Source organism: Bacillus sp. PS108 (assembly GCF_037963335.1).
Lineage (GTDB): Bacteria > Bacillota > Bacilli > Bacillales > Bacillaceae > Bacillus > Bacillus subtilis.
In genome coordinates this window covers 3,848,491-3,866,275 of sequence record NZ_CP150155.1, presented here as the reverse complement: position 1 = coordinate 3,866,275, position 17,785 = coordinate 3,848,491, and the positions used below count along the sequence as shown (strand labels likewise).

At 44.9% G+C, this 17,785-nt stretch carries 16 protein-coding genes, 1 pseudogene and 1 other annotated feature; of the genes and pseudogenes, 9 read left to right on the top strand and 8 right to left on the bottom strand.

The genetic code is table 11. From position 1 onward, the window contains the following. The first annotated feature begins 117 nt into the window (after positions 1 to 117). The 4 genes from ywaC to NSQ16_RS20065 all read left to right on the top strand — a co-directional run bounded on the left by ywaC (position 118) and on the right by NSQ16_RS20065 (position 3,369). Complete coding sequence (gene ywaC, locus NSQ16_RS20080) at positions 118 to 750, top strand: GTP pyrophosphokinase YwaC (protein ID WP_003244564.1); 633 nt, start codon at positions 118 to 120, stop codon at positions 748 to 750. 128 nt (positions 751 to 878) lie between these two features. Then, on the top strand, positions 879 to 2,072 hold the full coding sequence (locus tag NSQ16_RS20075) for an MFS transporter (RefSeq protein WP_015714936.1): 1,194 nt from the start codon (positions 879 to 881) through the stop codon (positions 2,070 to 2,072). Between the two features lie 6 nt (positions 2,073 to 2,078). After that, positions 2,079 to 2,462: a carboxymuconolactone decarboxylase family protein gene (locus tag NSQ16_RS20070; protein WP_033882888.1), complete on the top strand. Its 384-nt coding sequence runs from the start codon at positions 2,079 to 2,081 to the stop codon at positions 2,460 to 2,462. 67 nt (positions 2,463 to 2,529) lie between these two features. Continuing rightward, on the top strand, positions 2,530 to 3,369 hold the full coding sequence (locus tag NSQ16_RS20065) for a helix-turn-helix transcriptional regulator (RefSeq protein ID WP_128441951.1): 840 nt from the start codon (positions 2,530 to 2,532) through the stop codon (positions 3,367 to 3,369). 46 nt (positions 3,370 to 3,415) lie between these two features. On the opposite strand, the gene ywaD is transcribed toward NSQ16_RS20065, so the two are convergent. The 3 genes from ywaD to ywaE form a co-directional block, all read right to left on the bottom strand. Continuing rightward, the gene (gene ywaD, locus NSQ16_RS20060; RefSeq protein WP_128441949.1) at positions 3,416 to 4,783 is read right to left on the bottom strand and encodes an aminopeptidase YwaD; all 1,368 of its coding nucleotides are present in this window, start codon (positions 4,781 to 4,783) and stop codon (positions 3,416 to 3,418) included. Between the two features lie 154 nt (positions 4,784 to 4,937). Next, positions 4,938 to 6,179: a tyrosine--tRNA ligase gene (gene tyrS, locus NSQ16_RS20055; RefSeq protein WP_080265409.1), complete on the bottom strand. Its 1,242-nt coding sequence runs from the start codon at positions 6,177 to 6,179 to the stop codon at positions 4,938 to 4,940. Positions 6,180 to 6,220: 41 nt separating this feature from the next. Continuing rightward, positions 6,221 to 6,435, bottom strand: a binding site (T-box leader). Next, a complete protein-coding gene (gene ywaE, locus NSQ16_RS20050) occupies positions 6,430 to 6,945 on the bottom strand; it encodes a tyrZ transcriptional regulator YwaE (protein ID WP_019712840.1) in 516 nt (171 codons plus the stop codon). (Overlaps the previous feature by 6 nt.) 150 nt (positions 6,946 to 7,095) lie before the next feature. Here ywaE and NSQ16_RS20045 point away from each other — a divergent pair, with 150 nt between their 5' ends. Together NSQ16_RS20045 and NSQ16_RS20040 are read left to right on the top strand one after the other, a co-directional pair. After that, the gene (locus tag NSQ16_RS20045) at positions 7,096 to 7,809 is read left to right on the top strand and encodes a TIGR02206 family membrane protein (RefSeq protein WP_128441947.1); all 714 of its coding nucleotides are present in this window, start codon (positions 7,096 to 7,098) and stop codon (positions 7,807 to 7,809) included. A gap of 109 nt (positions 7,810 to 7,918) precedes the next feature. After that, the gene (locus NSQ16_RS20040) at positions 7,919 to 8,779 is read left to right on the top strand and encodes a glycosyltransferase family 8 protein (RefSeq protein ID WP_015714932.1); all 861 of its coding nucleotides are present in this window, start codon (positions 7,919 to 7,921) and stop codon (positions 8,777 to 8,779) included. Positions 8,780 to 8,831: 52 nt separating this feature from the next. Here the strand turns inward: NSQ16_RS20040 and sacY are convergent, their stop codons facing one another. From sacY to epr, 3 genes are all read right to left on the bottom strand, one after another. After that, positions 8,832 to 9,674, bottom strand: coding sequence for a transcription antiterminator SacY (gene sacY, locus NSQ16_RS20035; protein WP_003227349.1), 843 nt, complete (start codon positions 9,672 to 9,674; stop codon positions 8,832 to 8,834). A 53-nt stretch (positions 9,675 to 9,727) separates the two neighbouring features. Further along, on the bottom strand, positions 9,728 to 11,107 hold the full coding sequence (gene sacX, locus NSQ16_RS20030) for a SacY negative regulator SacX (protein WP_024572918.1): 1,380 nt from the start codon (positions 11,105 to 11,107) through the stop codon (positions 9,728 to 9,730). 432 nt (positions 11,108 to 11,539) lie between these two features. After that, positions 11,540 to 13,477, bottom strand: coding sequence for a minor protease Epr (gene epr / locus NSQ16_RS20025; RefSeq protein ID WP_128441945.1), 1,938 nt, complete (start codon positions 13,475 to 13,477; stop codon positions 11,540 to 11,542). A gap of 227 nt (positions 13,478 to 13,704) precedes the next feature. Between epr and celB the strand changes: the two are divergent. Both celB and NSQ16_RS20015 read left to right on the top strand, forming a co-directional pair. Continuing rightward, a pseudogene (gene celB, locus NSQ16_RS20020) lies at positions 13,705 to 15,040 on the top strand (PTS cellobiose transporter subunit IIC). A 78-nt stretch (positions 15,041 to 15,118) separates the two neighbouring features. Then, entirely contained in the window at positions 15,119 to 15,796 is a 678-nt protein-coding gene (locus tag NSQ16_RS20015; protein ID WP_085185454.1) for a DUF2711 domain-containing protein, read from the top strand. Positions 15,797 to 15,833: 37 nt separating this feature from the next. Here the strand turns inward: NSQ16_RS20015 and glxA are convergent, their stop codons facing one another. Then, entirely contained in the window at positions 15,834 to 16,214 is a 381-nt protein-coding gene (gene glxA / locus NSQ16_RS20010; RefSeq protein ID WP_003227362.1) for a glyoxalase GlxA, read from the bottom strand. Between the two features lie 120 nt (positions 16,215 to 16,334). On the opposite strand from glxA, the gene NSQ16_RS20005 reads away from it, so the two are divergent. Further along, complete coding sequence (locus tag NSQ16_RS20005; RefSeq protein WP_015385005.1) at positions 16,335 to 17,522, top strand: class I SAM-dependent rRNA methyltransferase; 1,188 nt, start codon at positions 16,335 to 16,337, stop codon at positions 17,520 to 17,522. A 33-nt stretch (positions 17,523 to 17,555) separates the two neighbouring features. Here the strand turns inward: NSQ16_RS20005 and NSQ16_RS20000 are convergent, their stop codons facing one another. Continuing rightward, positions 17,556 to 17,753, bottom strand: coding sequence for a YwbE family protein (locus NSQ16_RS20000; RefSeq protein ID WP_003227367.1), 198 nt, complete (start codon positions 17,751 to 17,753; stop codon positions 17,556 to 17,558). Positions 17,754 to 17,785 lie beyond the last annotated feature (32 nt).

The following is a 17,785-nucleotide window of genomic DNA, read 5'->3' as shown; positions in this document are numbered from 1 at the left end:
GGTCTTTTTTTGTTACAATCGACCGCATTTTGTAAAAAAATTCATAGAACCTTGCAGCAGACAGGGACGTCTAGTACATGGACAGCGGATAAAGTTCCGTTAAAGGAGATGACGAACATGGATTTATCTGTAACACATATGGACGATTTAAAAACAGTAATGGAAGATTGGAAAAATGAATTATTAGTTTATAAATTTGCGCTAGATGCGCTCGATACAAAGTTCTCAATTATCAGCCAGGAATATAACCTCATTCACGGTCACAACCCGATTGAACATACAAAATCCCGTGTCAAAAGCTTTGAAAGCATCGTGAATAAGTTAATGAGAAAGGGCTGTGAGATTACGACGAAGGAAATGAAGGAGCATATTCACGACATTGCCGGCGTGCGCATCATCTGTTCCTTTATTTCTGACATTTATAACGTCGTGAATGTGTTGAAGCAGCATGAAGATTTGAGAATCGTAAAGGTAAAGGATTATATCCAGACACCCAAACCGAATGGCTATCGAAGCCTGCATTTGATCATTGAGATGCCTGTGAATTTAACGAACCGTGTGGAATACGTCAAAGCAGAAATTCAAATCCGGACAATCGCGATGGATTTCTGGGCGAGCCTTGAACATAAAATTTATTATAAATTGAACAATGACGTTCCTAAGCAATTAACAGATGAGCTGAAAGAAGCCGCGGAGATTGCCCATTACCTAGATGAGAAAATGCTGGGGATTAAGAAAGAAGTGGATTGATAACAAAAGCGAAGCCTGACAGGGTTTCGCTTTTTTGCTTTGCTTGCTAGTACTTTTTATACCAGTATAAACTCACTTCTGTTTCCATGATTGAACCTGCTTTATCATGCATGGGAAAGGAGGTAAACATGAACCATTCCATTTCATTATCGAGAGGTTTGATTTTTCTTATAGCGGTGACTAGCGGGTTTACGGTAGCTAATGTCTATATCAATCAAACATTGCTTGTCAGCATGGCAGGCACGTTTCATGTGACGCCGGCACAAGCTGGGATGATTGCTACATTGGCGCAGATTGGCTATGCGGCGGGGAACCTTCTGCTTGTTCCATTGGGAGATCTTTTTGAACGCCGCCGCTTAATTGTGAGCCTGCTATTCTTAGTGGGGGTTTGTTCGGCCGCTTCAGCGTTAGCTGTAAGCTTTCCATGGCTAGTCATCACAAATTTATTATTGGGATTCTTCACGATTATTCCTCAAATCCTTGTGCCGTTTGCGGCAGGTTTAGCAAATGACAGGAACAGAGGAAAAGTACTCGGAAACGTAGCCATCGGCTTGGTTTGCGGAATTTTAGGGGCGAGAGTGGTCAGCGGGGCGATAGATGCCCATTATGGCTGGCGCGTGATGTATTGGATTGCCTGCGCAGCAGCCGTCATCATTATGTTGATCATTCACTTCTGCTTTCCGAAAAGCAAAGGGACACATGCATTTCATTACGGAAAACTCATTTCTTCATTATTTCCGCTTTTGATCAAGGAGAAAGTGTTAAGAAAAGCATGTGTAAACCAAGGCTTCATGTTCGGCGCCTTCAGTTTATTTTGGACGACGTTAGTGTTTATGGTGAGTGAACCTCCATTCTCGTTTGGCAGCCAGACTGCCGGAACAATCGGTTTGGTGGGAATTGGCGGGGCTTTTGCAACTCCGCTGATCGGCCGGATTATTGATCAAAAAGGAGCTGCTTTTTCCAACAAGCTTTGTATGTCTTTTACCTTATTGTCATTTGTTTTATTAATGGCAGGCCAGACTTCATTGATTGTGATTGTATTGGGCGCTTTATTCATCACCATGGGCATTCAGGCGAATCAGGTGGCGTGTCAGGCGGAGATTTTCCAATTGTCGGCTGAAATGAGAAGCAGATTGAATGGCCTCTTTATGGTCAGCACGTTTTTAGGCGGCGCCTTGGGATCGTATGCAGGAGGTGCAGTCTGGATGCTGTTTCATTGGAACGGTGTTTGTATTCTGGGGATGATCATGGTCGGTATTGCCTTCAGTTCAAGGATTACCATAAATCGTACTACTAAAAAAGCGATATTGGAAGGGAGATAGAAGCTGGTGCGAACAAGTGAACATTATAAAAAAGGGTTAGATATTCTGAAACAAATTGATGAGGAGAACTATGAAGCGATCGTGGGCAATTTTAAACATTCCATCGCTCCGGACCTTGGTGTGCTTGCCGTGGAGTTTAACTACGGTCAGATTTTTTCAAGACCAGGTCTTGATCTGAAATCCAGATTATTAGCAACCGTTGCTGGATTGACTGCATTGGGCAATACCCAGCAGCTAAAATTCTATATTAACGGAGCCCTGAATGTCGGATGGACACAAGAAGAACTCATAGAAGTCATGATGCAGATGATTATTTACTCAGGTTTCCCGAATGCACTGAATACCATTCTTCCTGTGGCCGCGGAAGTATTTGCAGAACGAAACAAATAATATAAAAACCTTCTCCTTTTTATGTAGAATACTAATAGGAAATTCTATGCAGAAGGAGAGTGTGTATGTGGACAGTATGGCAGAAAAACGGAAAGAGCTAGGGGAGTTTTTAAAACTGAAAAGGGCACAGCTTTCTCCGCAAGAGTTTGGATTGCCTATGGGCACCAGAAGGAAAACAACAGGCTTGAGAAGAGAGGAATTGGCCCAGCTGTCTGGTATAGGTGTCACATGGTACACATGGCTGGAGCAGGGAAGGGATATTCGGGTATCGACACAGGTACTGGAAAGCATATCGAGAGTGCTCAAATTGAATTATGAGGAAAAACGTCATGTCTTTCTGTTGGCTGGCCATCATGTTCCTTTAGATGATCAGGATGAAGATAATAAGAGCCTTCCTCTGGCTGTGCGGCACTTTATTGATCATTTAACCAATTGCCCTGTTTATGTGACTGACGAAAAGTGGGACGTTATTGCTTGGAACACAGCAGCTTGTGCTGTGTTCGGCAATTTTGGCCATATGGGCAGTAAGGAAAGGAACGCCATATGGCGATGTTTCACCTCGAAGGAGTATCGGGATCTGCTTGACGACTGGGAAAGCCACGCCAAAAAACTTATCGCACAGTTTCGATCGACAGCCAGCCGGTTTCTTGGGGAAGCATGGATAAAAGAGCTGATCGATGAGTTAACTGAAAGAAGCCCGGAATTTAAAAAGTGGTGGAACCACCACGAAGTATTAGGCACACACGCAGGAGAAAAAGTACTTCATCACCCGGCAGCCGGAAAAATGGTGATGGAGCATATGACATTACAAATATATGACTCTCCTGATTTGAAACTGACCATTTATCGCCCGTTAGAAAAAGAAAATACAGTTGATAAACTGAAAGCTTTACTTATAGACGGCTAAACAGCTGATCATTATAAAAAAGACGGCACCCAAGTGCCGTCTTTTTTTATTTGATATCTTCAAAAATGTCAGATGCTTTCGCCTTCATTTGTTTCTTAATGGTTTTCGGTTTCTTCTCTTTTTTCACAGCCTCATAGACTGCGGCTGTCACAAGATCGCCTGCTTGCTGGAGGCGTTCTTTGCTGATATGTTCGATCGAGTCTTCAGGGGTATGATACCACGGCTCAACTTCTTCTGTTTCCGGGTCTCCCCAAATAAAGTTGGCGGAATCAATGCCGGCTTCGTGGAATGGCACATGATCAGATGATCCTCCCTGTGTCAGAGACAGGCTGTCAAATCCAATTTTTTCAGCAGCCGTACGGCTGGATTCCCAAACATAGTTAGATTGGCCGTCCAATGTGTTGACATACAGCTCAGACGCTTTTTCCCAGCTTGTGCCTACCATATCTAAGTTGAAGTTCACTTCGCTTCGTTTCAGCTCTTTTTCTGATAGATGATCTACATAGTGGGAGGAGCCGAGCAGGCCGAGCTCTTCGGCGCCGAAAGCGATAAAGCGGATTTCTTTATCAGATGGAACGCTTTTTAAGACACGCGCCATCTCCAGCATAACAGAGGTTCCTGAGCCGTTGTCATTTGCTCCGGGTGAAAAAGGAACACTGTCGTAATGGGCCGTCACGTACACAATGTCTGGATGTTTGATGTTCTTTGGTTTTTTGATTCCGATGATGTTCTGAGAGGTTTGGTTTGTGAATGCTTTTAGTTTTAAGGTGGCTTCTTTTTGCTGGGTAAGTGCTTCACCGTCTTCTTTCTTAATGCCGACGACCGGAATGCCGACTTTATTTCCCGACAGGTTTGGCGTCATAGGCACGAGGCTTTCTTTGTTGTTATAAATGATGACAGCTTTTGCTCCGGCGGCTTCGGCATTTTTGGCTTTCTCGTAATAAGTCAGGTCTCCTCTGGAAATTAAGGCGATTTTGCCCTTGGCGTCAGCGGTAAAGTCCTTTTGATAGCCCAATCCCGCATTGTAAAGCGGGGCCGTCAGCCCTTGTTCCTCAGTCGGAGCTGAGCCGGACGCCGCTTGGAGAAGAATATCGCGTCCTGCTGAAAACAGTGTTCCCTCAAGCCGGTCAGGAATGTTGAATCGTTGAACCTTCACATCAAGCTTTAATTTTCTCATTGATGAGGCGATCAATAGGGCACTCTTTTTTTCAGCTGCAGTTCCGGCTATTCTGGGGCTGATTGCTTCACTTAGCTGAGAAATGGTAGAGTACGCATGCTTTGCTTTGAATGGAAGCTCACGCTCGCTATTTGATATTTGTACAGCGTGCGCGGCAGGGGTGACACTCTGTGCCGGCAAGAGCAGTGTGCCGGCAGTTAAAACAGCCATCGTCATGACAGTCAAAAGCTTTTTCATCAAAAATAAACCTCCCCTAAATGTATGGTTGGGGAATATTTCGGGATGCTAAAGGAGTTTCCTGCAAGATGAAGAGCGTTTTTGAAAAGACAGTGCTTTATACCTGCAAAAAACGCTTATGAATGAAGGGTCATAAGCGTTTCGGAATATCAGACTATTGGAGCTTTAAAAACTTGCGTTTGCCGACTTGGATGATCATATTCTCTCTTATCTCTGCTTTGGCGTGAACATCTGTTATTTTCTCTCCGTCGATGCGTACACCGCCGTTTTGAATCATGCGGCGCGCCTCGCTCTTCGAAGAGAGGAGCTTCAATGTAACGAGCAGATCGACAATCGCGATTGTTTTCTCGCCTTCCCATTGGACAGACGGAATATCATCAGGAAGGCTGTTTTCCTGAAAGACTGTTTTAAACGAGTGTTCGGCAGCTTCTGCTGCTTTCTCTCCGTGATACATTCGGACGATTGTTTTGGCTAAAAGCATTTTGGCATCACGCGGATGAACGGCGCCGGTTTCTAAGTCTTTCACGAGCTGTTTTTTCTCTTCAAGCTCTAAGTCTGTTGCCAAGTGGATGTATTTTTTCATCAGGCTGTCGGGCAGTGACATCGTTTTTCCGTACATGTCGTTTGGATGTTCGTTAATGCCGATGTAGTTGTGTTTCGACTTTGACATTTTTTCGACGCCATCCAAGCCTTCCAAGAGCGGCATAAGGATGACGACTTGTTTTTCTTTGTTGTATCGTTCTTGGAAATGCCGTCCCATGAGGACATTGAAATGCTGATCCGTTCCGCCTAATTCAATATCACTTTCGAGAACGACAGAATCATATCCCTGCATCAATGGGTAAAAGAATTCATGCAGTGAGATTGGTTTTTGCATGGCGATGCGTTCTTCAAAGTCGTCGCGCTCCATCAGGCGGGCTACCGTTATTTTCCCTGCTAATTCAATGACATCTTCCAGATTCAATGTTTTCAGCCATTTTGAGTTATAGTGAAGCTCGACTTTTTCTGGATCAAGCACTTTTCCGAATTGCTCAAAGTAGGTTTTGGCATTGTGCTGAACTTCTTCATCAGTCAGTTGCTTTCTGGCTGCCGATTTTCCCGTCGGATCACCAATTTTTCCTGTGAAATCCCCAATTAACAGCTGGACAATGTGGCCGTTTTCTTGAAATTGGCGAAGCTTATTTAACACAACCGTATGGCCCAAATGTACATCCGGTGCAGACGGATCTAATCCGAGCTTAATTTTAAGCGGCGTGCCCGTGGAAATTGATTTCACGAGCTTTGCCTTTAATTCCTCCGGCGGTATGACTTCGTGGGCGCCTGTCATGTATAGCTGAAGCTGTCTTTCTACCTCTTTTTGCTGTGACGCTGTGAGCTGCTCAAATGTTCTCATCATTTTTCCTCCTTTTTTACAAACACAAAAAAGAGCCCATCCCGATAAGGGACGTGGCTCAATGCACGCGGTACCACCCTGGTTGAAGACATTGTCTTCCGCTCATTCGAATAACGGTTTCCCGTTCTTTGCTACTTTTAAGGTTCACAAAGAAAGCTCGGGGAGGTAATTCACGTTTGCTGTGTGCCGGCTCGCACCTTCCGCCGGCTCTCTGAAACAGGGAGACAAACCGCTACTGGATTCCCGTCAAAGCTTATGTTGTATGAAGATTGTCAGCTACCTTTCTAAGCAGCCCTGTCAATATTTTCTGTTCGTCCTTCGTCATTCCCGCAATGAGCTCTGTTTCCCCTTTGTGAAACTCCGGGTAGAGTTCTTCGATTGCTTGTTTGCCGGAATCGGTGATAGAGACAAACACGAGTCGCCGATCTCTTGTGTCGATGCTTTTACGGCAAAAATTCTTTTTTTCGAGCGTTTTGATCACGTTGCTTGCTGTAGCTGTAGATATCCCTGACAGCTCAGCGATTTTTCTCGTTTCGAGCGCTCCCCATACCCATAGATCATAAAGAATGGAGAAAGCGGTCCAAGAAAGGTTATAGGAAGAAAGAACCTCAGTCTCCATTTTGACACGGAGCCTTTGTGCAGACCGATACAGATTCGTAGCGATCGAAATGGCTTCCAGGTTAAGTGACTCGACGGGCATTTGTTTGAGCTTAGAAAGTGTATCGTGTTCTTCCTTCCGAAGCTGCTGATGTTGATGTGAACGTTCCATTTTTTAGGCCTGCCTTAAATTATCAGAATCATTAGCTATGAAACGAATTGTAGCAGAGTCTGGTGTGAACTTCAAGCCCATATATCGGTTGAATAAAAAAAGCCCAAACAACGCCAAAATAAACAAAAAACCGCAAACGGGGGTGCAGTTTTGCAAAAATATGTTCAATCCGTCTATAAACATGATCCGTTTCATCTATTTTCGACAGAGCATGTAGTGACGTTAGCGATTATCGCCCTTTTGGCCATTCTGTTGTTTTTGTTCCAAGAGAGGGTCAAGCTGCCGAGGGCCAGCCGGTTTTTGCGTTCTCTGTTTGTGTTTCTTTTGCTTGGTTCGCAAATCGGCTATCAAATATGGATGGTCGCCACGGGCAGGTGGTCGGTGCGCACTTCATTGCCTCTCCAGCTTAGTGACCTGTCGGTGTATTTGTCAGCTATTATGTTAGTGACAAAAAGCAGAAAGCTGTTTGTATTTTTGTTTTTTGTCGGCGTCGGCAGTTCGATTCAGGCTCTTGCCACTCCTGACCTCGGTATGTTTTCATTTCCGCATATACGATATATCCTCTTTTTTATTTCTCACGGATCTGTGTTTTTATCCTGTCTGCTGATGGCTGTGATTGGCACCTACAGAATGGGCCAGCGCTCATTATGGGTGACAGTCCTGCTTGTTAATGTGTACGGCGTCTGTATTTTCCTGATTGATCGCTGGCTTGGCGCAAATTATATGTATTTGACGAAAAAACCGGGCGGATCCTCTCTCTTAGATGTTCTCGGACCATGGCCGTGGTATATCGTCTCGGCTGAAGCCATCACAATCGCAAGCTTTTTCATTCTTTATTGGCTTTATCGCATCTTCAAAAAATGACACCTTTTTTGTTGTATCACACATTCTGTTTAAAAAAATGTCGGAGAACGTGTTTATTTTTTTGAAAAAGGGTATGTAACTTGTACAACAAAAAGGGAGATGAATACCATTGAGGAAAGATGAAATCATGCATATCGTATCATGCGCAGATGATAATTATGCTCGTCATTTAGGTGGGATGTTCGTTTCTTTATTGACTAACATGGATCAGGAGAGAGAGGTAAAATTATACGTCATTGATGGCGGAATTAAGCCTGATAACAAAAAAAGACTGGAAGAAACCACTTTGAAATTCGGAGTGCCGATTGAGTTTTTAGAAGTGGATACCAAAATGTATGAACATGCGGTAGAGAGCAGCCATATTACAAAAGCCGCGTATTACCGCATTTCGATTCCCGACTTAATTAAGGATGAAAGCATCAAACGAATGATTTACATCGATTGTGATGCGCTTGTCCTAGAGGATATTTCTAAGCTATGGGACTTAGACATTGCGCCATACACCGTAGCCGCTGTTGAGGATGCGGGGCAGCATGAACGCCTGAAAGAAATGAACGTCACTGATACAGGGAAGTATTTTAACTCAGGTATCATGATTATTGATTTTGAGTCTTGGAGAAAGCAAAACATCACAGAAAAAGTCATCAACTTTATCAATGAACACCCAGACGAAGACTTTCTTGTGCTGCATGACCAAGATGCACTGAATGCGATCTTGTATGATCAGTGGTATGAACTTCATCCGCGCTGGAACGCTCAAACCTATATCATGTTAAAGCTGAAAACCCCATCGACTCTGTTAGGGCGGAAGCAATATAATGAAACAAGAGAAAACCCGGCAATCGTGCACTTCTGCGGCGGAGAAAAGCCTTGGAACTCCAATACAAAACATCCGTATCGCGATGAGTATTTCCATTACATGTCCTATACGAAGTGGAATACGATTGGGAATCCGGCGATCAACCAATAATACAGATATAAAAAAACGCTTTTGAGATGATCAAAAGCGTTTTTTGTTTGTCTCAGCGTGCGACTGACCGTTGGTAGAACCGCTGAATATGCATGGCGATGTAGCACAATTCTTTTTCAGGAAATTCAAAGCCGTATTCCTTCTTCACAAAGGTGCCGATGCTTAGGGCACACAGGAAGGCATCCTTAAACTTCTCTTTAATGATGTCGATCATTTCTGCGTCCAGCTCGTAAATGGATTCGCCTGCTTTGATATGCTGAATGGCAAAGCGGAGATGGGTCACAAGCCGTTCATAAGAGATGGTATCTTCAACGATATTAATAGACAGTTGAATTTCGATAATCTCGATAATATCACGGATCATTGTTGTAATATCAAGCGTTTGTGTCATATCGCCGGCATTGTTTCTTGCTGTGTGGATATGCATGGCGATATTGCCGATTTCATCATCAGGAATGTGAATCCCCAGTTTATCTTTAATCAGTGTTCTGGCCCATAAGCCGATCTGGAACTCCTTTGGATAAAGGACTTTGATTTCATTCAGCAGCGGATTTTTGATAACCATCCCATTGCTCAGGCGTTCAATTGCAAAAGAAAGATGGTCTGAAAAAGCGACATGAATGCGCTCGTTGATTTTGATGTTCAGCTCTTTTTCGGCATGAGAGATAATTTGCTCAGAAATCTGAATGTGGTCTTCAGGCAATGTTTCTAAAATCTCTTCGAACTGCTTATAGTCAGGTGTATCTTTTCTGATAAAGGTTTTTTCTATTTTTGACGGATCGACAATATCATTCTTCTTTTTGTTAAACGCAATTCCTGCACCCAAGAGAATCTTCTCTTCATTTTGATCCTTTACGACGATAGCATTATGATTTAAGATTCTTTTAATTTTCATAGCTTTTTTGTCCTTTCATCCCCCGTTTTATGAATGAAAACGAATAAATCCAGTTATTCTGTCTCTTCTTTAAACCCGAGAAACAATGTAGCTATAAAAGCAGAGACGGCTGCGATCAAGAAACCGATCATATAATGAACAAAATTAGCGGCGCCAAACGGCAGCACGATTGAAATCATCGGAATGCCTGTCAGCCCGTAGGAATTTGCCACAACTTGTACCGCAACCACGTATGCTCCGCCAATAGCACCGCCGATGGCTGCTCCGATAAAGGGACGGATCAATTTGAGATTTACCCCGAATACAATCGGCTCAACAATGCCTAAAAACGCGGTCAGAGAAGCGGGGAGCGCAATTTTTTTCAGGCTTGATTGTTTCGTTTTGAGGAATACCGCAAGCCCCGCTCCGCCTTGGGCCACATTCGCCATCGACCATATCGGCACTAAAAAGTTGACACCGACATGCGGATTAGCAAGCAGCGTTGCCTCAATTGCATAAAAGCTATGATGCAATCCAGATAGGACGATGGTGGAGTAGATGCCGCCGAAAAGAGCTCCGGCGGCAATGCCGGCGTGATCATAAATATAGACGATCGATTGTGTCATGATCTGGCCGATGATGGACGCGGCGGGATTCATCACAATCAGCGCGAGGCATCCTGTCACCATGACCGTAATAAAGGGAATGATCACGACATCAAGCGACTTCGGCACAATCGATTTTAATAGCTTCTCAATTTTGCTCATGACAAAAACGGAAAGAAGAATCGGTATCATGGAACCCTGATAGCCCATCATTGGGATATGAAGCCCCCATATGTCTAAAGAAGACGGGGTTTTGCTGCCGAGCATAGACGGGTCCAGCAGATCAGGATGCGTCAAAAGCCCCGCGATCACTGCCCCTAGGTATGGGTTGCTGCCAAATTGCCGTGCGGCACTGAAGCCGACTAAAATCGGCAGTAAAATAAAGGCTGTGCTGGACACGAGGTCGAGCATTTTAATCCATGGGCTGCCGGCAGCGAACCAGTGAAACACCTTAATCATGCCGATCAGCCCCATGAGCAGGCCGCTTGCTGTTATTGCCGGAATAATCGGCACAAAAATATCGGACAGTGTTTTCGCAAAAGCTGCGGCAGGGTTCAGCTTCCGGCTGGCTTTTTTCTGGTGGACAGGTTCTTCAGAAGGCGCGTTCTCCCATACATGAACGACTTCTTTATATATTTTGTTGACGACGCCTGCTCCGAAGATAATCTGGAAAAGCCCATAACGGAAAAAGGTGCCCTGCACACCTTGCAGGTTCTCAATGGCATGTATATCAATTTTCGTCTCGTCCTTTACATCAAAACGAAGACGGGTCGTACAATGGCTGATGCTGATAATATTGTTTTTTCCTCCTGCGAGCAGCAGTAATTCTTTTGCAATCTCTTTATGCAAGCAATCAAAACCTCCTTTGCTGAAGAAAAGTCGGCTTGTTCATCGTATCAAATGAAAAGTTGACAATCAAAATGAAAAAAGTGAGAAATATCGGCTGAAAATGACAAAAATGCCCGCGTCGACGCGACGACGGAGCATGAGAATAGGGGGTTGTCCAAGGCGCCGTTATGAGCCCAACACGAAAAGAAGAGTTAAAATGCCCTGCTTTTTAGGCATTAATACTCCCTTTGCATCATTGGGTCTTGCCTGCCTGCCCAGTCACAATCCCGCCATATGTGGTGATAACTGTAATAACGTTCATTTTATGCTGTTCATGGCTGTATAGCAATAGTATGAAAAGCCTGTACAATGGATGGGAAAAAGGTTGTGTGTGGTGTTCTTAGAATGTAAAAAACCTTTAAGACTTGGAATGCAAATCTTAAAGGTTTTTGGTTACTTTTTCGGTTTGACGGCGTTCAGCCGTTTTTGCAGCTTTGTTTTTTCATTGGATGCTTTTAATTGATTCACTGCAGACTGAGCGGATGTCTTTGATTTCTTTGTTTTGTCTTTTTCCGCTTTCTTCACTTTTGCCTTGGCAGTTTCGACTTTTTTTGCTTCAGCAGCCGCCACCTTTTTCTTCACTTTGTCTAACCGTTTTTGCAATGCCGTTTTGTCCTTGCCTGCTTGAAGCTGATTGACGGCTGATTGTGCTTTTGCCGCATTTGCATCAGTTGATTTCTTTTCAGCCGCAGATACGGATTGCTGTGCCGTCTTCAAATTGGTGCTCTTCACTTTGTTAAGGCGTTTCTGCAGGGACGTTTTTTCTGAACTTGCAGGCAGCTTGCCAATTGCTGATTGTGCGCTGTCCACATCTGTTTTCTTTTTGCTTTTTTCCGCTTTCGCAACTTTGTCTTTCGCTTGCTTTGACGCGATGTAGCGTTTTACTTGGTCTAAGCGTTTTTGCAGGTTCTTTTTGTCTGTTCCGTTTGGCAGCTTGTTGATGGCAGTTTGTGCTGTGTCAACGGTTTGCTGTGTTTTATATTTTTCTGCCTTTGCGACTTTGTCTTTCGCATCTTTTACATTTCTGTATGACTGTACTTTATCCAATCTTTTTTGCAGGGCAGTTTTGGCGTCGGAGCCCGGCAGCTGGCTGATGAGTTCTCGCGCTTTGTTGATATCGATTTGTGCTTTTGTTTGTTCCGCTTTTTTCACCGCTTGCTCTGCTGCCGCGTACGCTGAATCTGTTGCCTGTGCTTTATACTGGATTAAGCCGTAGCCAAATTGCTGATCGCGGCCTGCGGTACCAAGATCAACGATATTTCTCCGCATTTCCTCGCGAAGCTGGACGTTCGTCTCGGCAGGATCACGCTGTTTTAACAAGGCAAACATGGCTGCGGCGTGCGGTGTCGCTTGGGATGTTCCGCTTCCTGTTGCATAATACTGGTTTAAGTAAGTGCTTGTGATGTTTGTCCCCGGTGCTGAAAATTCAACTTCATCTCCAGTTGTTGAGAAGGAGGCAAGCTGATTCTTTTCGTTTGTTGCTGAAACCGCAACGACACTGCTGTATGCCGCCGGATAATTCACTGGCTTGCCGTTTCCGTCGTTACCGCTTGCGGCAACAAGCAGAACGCCTTGTTCATATGCTTTGTCCACGGCGTCATGAAGGATTTTGCTGTCTGACGTCGTGCCAAGGCTCATATTGACGATGTCCATCCCGTTTGCGATCGACCAGTCAATTCCTTGGAGAAGACTTTGAAGATCCCCCGAGCCGTTCTGATCAAGCGCTTTAACCGCGTATATTTGTGCTTCCGGTGCGATGCCGTCAATTCCGTAGCCGTTATGCTTGGCTCCGATAATCCCTGCGACATGTGTTCCGTGGCCGTTATCATCTTTGTAAGAAGAGGTATAACTGACAGCTGAATACCCGCCGGCAATCGACAGGTCATCGTGGGGGGAGATCCCGCTGTCAATGACGGCAATTTTGATATTTTTTCCTGTCAGTCCTGCCTTCCAAGCCTGTCTCACCTGAATGGGCTCAAGGTTCCATTGCTCAAAGTTGTCAGAGGTGTCAGTGCCGTCTGACAGCACTTTGAAATCCGTGCTGTCTGCTGCGGTAAATGATACGTTGTTTTCTACATACAAAATATCAGGATCCTGCTTTAATTCTTTTACTGTCTCCTGGTCTGCTGTGACCGCTACCGCGGGAAGATGCTTATACTGCTGTTCAACATCAGCATCACTGTCCAGGATGGTTTCCTTACCGGCCTTGTTATTATAAACCACAATAACCTCTTTCTCGTTGCTGTTTTGCGCATGAGCGAGAGGGCCTATGGTGAGAAAGCTGAAAAACAGAGTGACTGATACAACAAGTTTGCAAGATATGTTTTTCATGATTCATCTCCTTTTTCTATGATGTTTGATATATATATCGGAGAAAAAAAGAGAGATTAATAGTAAGAAGGAAAAAATTTTTCATGGGCAGGGTTGTTTAGCAAAATGCAGATTTTTTCCGCATGAAGAGGAAATTTTCCAAATGAATTTGTAAGCGTTTTCAAAATAAGATAAAGAAAACATTGCGGAGGTTGTTCACAAAGCAATGAGAAAAGGGGGCTTTTAAGATGAGCACATTCACTCGGGTGATGGAGGAAAAAATAATGCCTGTCGCCGGGAAAATTGCCGGGCAGCGGCATCTCAGCGCTTTGCGTGACGGAATTATCCTGACCATGCCGCTGATTATTATCGGGTCTGTCTTCTTGATTTTAACGAGCCTGCCGATTCCGGGGTATGCTGATTTCATGGCGAGTGTGTTTGGGAACGAGTGGGCCGATAAGCTCGGATATCCTGTTAACGCTTCGTTTGATATTATGGCGATGATTGCCGCTTTTGGGATCGCCTATCGGTTGGCAGAAAGCTATGGTGTCGATGCCCTTTCTGCCGGAGCGATTTCAATTGCCGCATTTCTGCTGGCGACGCCGTTTGAGGTGCCGTTTACACCGGATGGCTCAACGGAACCCATCATGGTAGGGGGCGGAATTCCGATCACGCTGCTCGGCAGCAAGGGCTTATTTGTCGCCATGCTGATCGCCTTGTTTTCAACCGAAATCTATCGGTACATTATTCAAAAAAATATCGTCTTCAAAATGCCAGACGGTGTGCCGCCTGCGGTAAGCAAATCGTTTGTCGCGCTGATTCCCGGCTTTATCATTGTGTTTCTCGTGTGGCTGGCGCGCCTTTTGATTGAAATGACACCTTTTCAGAGTCTGCACAATGTCGTAGGAGACCTGCTTGGGACACCGCTTTCCATCCTTGGCGGCAGTCTCGGCGGAAGCCTGATCGCTGAATTTGTGCAGATGCTGCTTTGGTCGTGCGGGATTCACGGGGCTTCCATCATTGGTGGAATCATGGCGCCGATTTGGTACGGCGCGATGGATGCCAACCGTCTTGCCTTCCAAGCGGGCGAGGCGCTGCCGAGTATTTTTACGACTCAGTTCTTTCAAATTTGGATCAATGTCGGCGGGAGCGGGGCGACGCTGGCGCTTGTCCTGACGATGCTTGTGCGCTCCCGGAGCAAACAAATGAAGCAGCTTGGACGATTAGGAATCGGCCCTGCGTTATTTAATATCAACGAGCCGATCATTTTCGGCATGCCGATTGTCATGAATCCGCTCCTTATTGTCCCATTTATCATCGCACCGCTCCTCACGATTACGGCGACTTATATCGGCATGAGCACCGGGCTGGTGGCAAGACCGGCCGGAATCGCGGTGCCGTGGACGATGCCGCCGCTCATATCAGGCTACCTGGCGACAGGCGGAAAGGTGTCGGGCGCCGTTATGCAGCTGGTAAACCTGCTGATCACCTGTGTTATCTACTATCCGTTTTTCAGAATATGGGATCATCAAAAATGGCGGGAAGAGAGTGCGGTTGAATCTGGCGGATAAAAATGTGATGTGATAGATGATCGGCCTGTCATAGGGCTGATCATCTCCTTTTAAACGAAAGAGAATGTTAGAATATGTAAAGGAGGTGCGCATGCTAGATTATATATGGTTAGATGACGAATCACCAATCTTACAACAAGTACCAGTTGAATACTCATCTGCTGCACTTATCTTTTCTCCTTTTATCCAAATGCCTGAAGGATGGGAGAATGCAAAAAGAAAAAATGATTACGAGCATATTTATCCAAACGATGATGAAATAAGAGGAATAGGCAAGGCTGTTTCCTGGAAGAAGGTTATGTCTTCTTGCGGCTTTCAAACACATGCTGAGCTGGCGCTGGCTTTAATGACGTCGATAGGCGCTTTAAGGGACGAGTTCGCGAGAGAGGATTTGGCTGAGGTGTTACATGAAAACATAAATGGAGACCTCTATTATCCCAGTGAGGATCATATTTCAAATTTTCATATTCCGAGTTTGGTAAAGGTGTTAGGTGCGAACGGATCCAATCGGTTTTATTACGCAGAACCGATTGTGGAAAATCGTGGCGTTTTGGACATAACTGAGGCCAACTTGCGGACGGTTCTTGATGAAGCCGCAGCAGAGCTCGTTTTGACTGATGAGAAAATGGACTTTGTGTTTATGAGTGTATATGACTCATTCATTAATGTCTTCTTAGCAAAAGATAAAAACATCAATGACCTGGTTCAGCGTATGGGCTGGGAAGCGATGGTTTGCGATGAGTCAACGTATATCAGTTGGTATAGATAAAAAAGAACGTACATCACAAAATGTACGTTCTTTATTTTTATCGCTGAAAGAACTCAATCCACTCACCATCAGGACCTTCGATATAAAAGTAACGGTACCCGTTTGGTAGAGTTGTAATCTCTTCGTCGATAAATTTTGCGTTCATTTTTTCCGCTTTTGTATATTCAGCCGCGATGTCATCAGTCAGCAGGGCAATGTGGTGCACTTTTCCTTCAGCGGGAAGCTCGCTGCTGTAGCCTTGAATCAGTTCAATTTCTGTTTCCGGGCCGTCTTCAAAGCCAAGAAATGCAAGCTCGATTACACCGTTCGTGTGTGTGATGCGATCCTTCAATTTCATGCCGAGTACCTCTTCATAAAATGTGATGGACGCGTTAATATCTCTTACCATGATGCCTGTATGGTCAATTCGTTTTGGCATGCTGCTCCTCCTCGAAACTCTTTTTGTCTATCGTAGAAAAACCTTTCCTTTCTGTCAATGCAGACATCTTGGCGTTTTGTGGTACGATAAGAGAAAGCAAACAGAAAGAGGACGACATATATGAAGCTACTCACCCTAAAGAAAGCACACGCTGCCAAAATCAAAAAAGGCTATCCCCTTATCGAAAAAGAAGCTCTCGCAGGGAGTGCGGGGCACATGAAAGAAGGAGACCTCGTTGATATCGTGTCTGAGAGCGGCGAGTTTCTCGCGCGGGGCTATTATGGCCTGCAAAACAAAGGGGTCGGCTGGACGCTTACCCGCAATAAACATGAACAGGTTGACCAGGCATTTTTTCTCACCAAATTAACAAAAGCGGCCCAAGCGCGCGCCAAACTATTTGAGGCTCAAGATACAACAGCTTTCCGCCTGTTCAACGGTGAGGGCGACGGTGTCGGCGGCGTCACCATCGACTATTATGACGGCTACCTGCTGATTCAATGGTACAGCAAGGGAATTTACACCTTTAAAGACATGCTGATTTCGGCATTGGATGAGATGGATCTTGATTATAAAGCGATTTACGAGAAGAAACGCTTCGACACGGCTGGACAATACGTTGAAGATGATGACTTCGTGAAAGGGAGAAGGGGCGAGTTCCCGATCATCATCCAAGAGAATGGCATTCAATACGCGGTGGATCTGAATGAAGGCGCCATGACGGGCATCTTTTTGGATCAGAGACATGTGCGCAAGGCGATCAGAGACCGCTATGCAAAAGGGAAAACCGTTTTAAATACATTTTCTTATACGGGTGCATTCTCCGTGGCAGCGGCGCTTGGCGGAGCGGAGAAAACAACAAGCGTCGACGTGGCAAACCGAAGTTTGGCCAAAACGATCGAGCAATTCAGCGTGAACAAGCTGGATTACGAAGCGCACGACATTAAAGTGATGGACGTGTTTAACTATTTTTCATATGCTGCAAAAAAGGATTTGCGCTTTGATCTGATTATTCTCGATCCGCCTTCCTTTGCGCGTACAAAAAAACGCACCTTCAGCGCGGCCAAGGATTATAAAAACCTGCTGAAGGAAACGATCGCCATCACTGCTGACAAGGGTGTCATTGTTGCCTCTACAAACAGCAGCGCCTTTGGCATGAAGAAATTCAAAGGCTTTATCGATGCCGCATTTAAAGAAACAAACGAACGCTACACCATCATTGAGGAATTTACGCTGCCGGAGGATTTCAAAACGATTTCGGCATTTCCGGAAGGCAACTACCTGAAAGTGGTCCTTCTGCAGAAAAAATAATGAAAAAGCTGCCCTGTTCAGGGGCAGCTTTTTTTATGTAGAAATGATCTGCTGGACGCGGCCAATGCGGCCATCTTCAAGACGGACTTTAATGCCATGCGGATGAAAGTTTGATTTCGTCAAAATATCCTTCACTGTCCCTCTCGTCAGTTTTCCTGTTTTTTGATCTGCTTTCAATACAATATCAACCTGCAACCCTTTCGAAATGCTGTTTCGCTCTTGCCCGTTCATAACGCACATCCTTTCTTTTGTTCATTATAGTC